Genomic DNA, 3,507 nt, shown 5'->3' with positions numbered 1-3,507 from the left:
TCATGTCCTAGCAATTCCATTTGAAGTATTGCTTCTTCACTGCTCATAGGTTTTATTGAAAACTTTTTAACTCTTTCTATGTGAATATCTTTTTCATCTATATTACTTTCAAAATTATAATCTTCTATGTTTTCAAATCTTATACTTTGATGGCTATTTTTTCTATTTTTTGATCTAGTTTTGTACTTTCTAAGTTGTTTATATAACTTATCATAAACTCCATCTATAGCTGAGTATAAATCTTTTTGTCCTTCTTCTGCTCTTATTATAGGTCCTTTTATTGGTAATACAGTTACTTCAACTGTTTGTTTTTCTTTTTCAGCGCTTATAGTAACTTTTACATCTGTATCTACGTTTAGGTACTGTTGTAATTTCTCCATCTTACTCTCAATCTTAGCGTTGATGCTTTCTGTTGGATTTATATTTTTACCGATTACTCTTATATTCATAAGTAGTACCTCCTTGTATAAACAATTGTTAAATACTTAATCTTTGGTAAGGTTTTATATTTAACTTACCTTAATTCTATAGCAACTTCTTCCAAATTTCCATTCTATATTTTATATTTTTTTCGTGGTATAATATTAATTGTGGGGTATTTTACCAAATATAAAAGAGCTATCTTTTTAAGATAGCTCTTTCTTTATTATATTGAAACAGTAGCAGCTATTTTTTCCTCTGGAGACCCTTCGTACTTAGCTAACCACACTTTTCTCTCTAATTTTAATTTATTTGCAATTTTATCATATTCTTCTTTAGTGTAATAATTTCTTGGATTATATTTATTTATATCTATTCCATCTACTTTTGAAGGAACCATATAACCCCATTCTTCATCTTCTACCCAGTTTATATTATCTCTTGCTATTTCTTTCATTATAGTAGTAGATACTTTGATAGTTAATTTTTCACCATCAAAATTTTCTTTAGCTCCAACGCTTCCTGTATTTAATATGAAACATTCCATATCAGGGTTGTTTTGTAATATTTCTCTAAGTTTTATACCTTCTTCTATTTCAGGTCCCATTATAAATGGATTTGTTCCAACGCATCTTTTTGATTGTCCCGCTTTTGTTGGATCCCCTGCTGAAGTTTCTATAGACTCTCCTAACATAAATGTATCTAAAGCTTGTTTTGGGTCTAACTTAACTACAGGCGGTACTACATCTTTTCTTCTAGTTATAAATATTATCTTATTTGCCTTTTCTAAATCAACGGTATCATCTGTTGTATCTATTTCTTCTCTTAATATAACTCCTCTACCATTTGAAGTTAAACTTGTATCATAAAAATCTACGTTTCCATCTTCATAAACTTTAATATTCTCTAATGCTGCATTTTCACTAGTAGCTGCTTTATATAACACACTTTGTTGTTCTGGATTTAATCCTTCAGTTTTTATATAGAATCCATTTTCAGTTCCTACGCAATATCCATTTTCATCCATGAATACAACGTCATCTTGTCTTACTATAGCTTTTTCTTCTCCAGTTAATTCATGATCATGTATAGTTAATGTTGTTTTTCCTGTTCCACTTAGTCCAAACATTATGAACCCAACATCCTTTAATTCTTTATTTTTATCATATACTCTAAGAACTTTACTACCTGCATGGAATCCTAATCCTCCAGCTTGTTTTACCTTATACATGGCCATTCTTAAGAAGGATTTTTTAGATTCTCCAAAGTAGTCACTTCCTAGTATAAACGTAACTCCACTTTCTGGGTATGCAAACATTATTCTTTCTGGCCATTCTGGAACATATATACTTACTAAATCTGGATTTTCACTATCAGTAGGATTAAATAATGTATTGTTCCACATATGAGCTATTCTTGCATATTTTTTAGATATATATAATCTACAGTTATATGAAAACCTATCGCTCATACCCATTTTTCTATCTACTCTTATCATTTCTTTGTCTTTTATATATTCAAACACTTTAGCCGCAATTTCATCAGCTTTAGCTTTACTTATTTCTTGTTGATCTACACCAGTTTTTATTTCATCTACTATATAAGTATTTTTAGCACTTCTACTTCTAACTTCACTTATATAGCTAGCACTTTTAAATTCTGTTGTTTTTTCCATATCTTTTGCTAAATCTCTTAATTCTTTTCTAGTTGGATTTGCTATAACCTTCCCAAATAATCCATCATTTATATTATTTATACTAAACATACGTCCCCTCCACCTTCAATTAGTGTATCTTTTTACATTATTAGTATATCATTTTTTGCAAAAATGTCTACTAATTTTATGTATTTTTTATATTGTTTCACACAATTTATTTTCTAACTATTATTTCGCATAAAAAAAGAGCCTATTTTTTTAATAGACCCTTTACATATTAATACCTTAATTTTAAATAGTCAAACTAGGAACTATCATAAATATAGTTAAAAACAGTCCTATACACCCTATAATAAATAAAACCCTAATATAAGCTCTCGTTTCCATTATTATCCTCCCTAATTCATAAGTGGATGTACAACATCATTTGGAATGGTAAATTCAACTAATCCCATGTATCCTGGTGCTACTTCGTATTTATCAAAGCAAATAACAAGTTCTCCATCTTTATTGATATAAAAATCTTGATTTTTATCTATAGACTTGAAATTTTCATCTCCCATTTCTTTATCATCTAACCAATATATTTTATTTTCATCTTGTTTCATTTGATTTTTCATTTGCTCTTTTACATTATTGCTTATAGCATCTATATATTTGTCATCTTTAAACATACCTTCTAATGTTAATATAACCTGATTTTTCTTGTCTATATTATAGAATTTTCTTGCAGTGTTAGAAGATCCTTGTGCCTCATAATTGTATATTACTAAAGATAGTATTTTATCAGTATCCGTTTTAACTTCATACCATGATTCTGCCGCTTTATGACCTGCCGAGTTAGAATCTTTTAAAGATTTAACTTCTTGTAGATATTGATCGTATAATTTTTTACCTTCCGATTCAAATTCTTTATTTAATTTATACTCTAAATCTTTATTGTCTAAACCTTCAATTTTTGGTACTTTTATAGATGCCTCGTATCCATCTTCTTTTATTTGATAGTTAGAAAAGTTTATTATCTTTATTACGCTTCCTATTACAGGTATTTCTTCTAAACTTTGTGCAAATGATTTATTCATATTAACTGCACCTATGACAACACATACAGACGCTGCAGCTACTATCAATTTTTTATTAATGATCTTATTTCTGTGTTTTGAATTTATAGCATCATTTACAACCTCATTTAAATTTTTAGGTATTTTTATATCATTATAATTTTGTTTTAATTTTTTTATTTTATCTATATCCTTCATAAACTTCACTCCTTAATAATCTTCTGTTTTTATTTTTATCTTAAGTCTTCTAAGTCCAGTATAAAGTTTAGTTTTTATTGTATTTGTATTTTGTGATAGTACATTTGCTATCTCATCTATTTTCATATCTTCAAAGTATCTTAAAACTATAATAACTCTATATTCTTCTGG

4 protein-coding genes are annotated in these 3,507 nt (G+C 27.8%); all 4 read right to left on the bottom strand.

Translation table 11 applies throughout. The features are described 5' to 3' along the window. A partial coding sequence (gene hpf, locus ACRDDE_RS13125; protein ID WP_438627946.1) for a ribosome hibernation-promoting factor, HPF/YfiA family occupies window positions 1-449 on the bottom strand: 449 nt, incomplete at its 3' end. Between the two features lie 197 nt (window positions 450-646). Continuing rightward, complete coding sequence (locus tag ACRDDE_RS13120) at window positions 647-2,185, bottom strand: phosphoenolpyruvate carboxykinase (ATP) (protein ID WP_438627945.1); 1,539 nt, start codon at window positions 2,183-2,185, stop codon at window positions 647-649. A 290-nt stretch (window positions 2,186-2,475) separates the two neighbouring features. After that, complete coding sequence (locus ACRDDE_RS13115; RefSeq protein ID WP_438627943.1) at window positions 2,476-3,336, bottom strand: DUF3298 domain-containing protein; 861 nt, start codon at window positions 3,334-3,336, stop codon at window positions 2,476-2,478. A gap of 12 nt (window positions 3,337-3,348) precedes the next feature. Beyond that, window positions 3,349-3,507, bottom strand: a 159-nt coding sequence (locus tag ACRDDE_RS13110; protein WP_438627948.1) for an RNA polymerase sigma factor, incomplete at its 5' end; no start/stop codon positions are given.

This window comes from Paraclostridium sp. (genome assembly GCF_051656405.1).
In the GTDB taxonomy this organism is placed as follows: domain Bacteria; phylum Bacillota; class Clostridia; order Peptostreptococcales; family Peptostreptococcaceae; genus Paraclostridium.
The sequence above is the reverse complement of the archived record's forward strand: the minus strand, read 5'-3'. Positions and strand labels throughout refer to the sequence as shown.

Bases quoted from the DNA above. Each gene is read 5' to 3' on its own strand.
- ACRDDE_RS13120 (WP_438627945.1), bottom strand. From the start codon at position 2,185: ATGTTTAGTATAAATAATATAAATGATGGATTATTTGGGAAGGTTATA.
- ACRDDE_RS13115 (WP_438627943.1), bottom strand. From the start codon at position 3,336: ATGAAGGATATAGATAAAATAAAAAAATTAAAACAAAATTATAATGAT.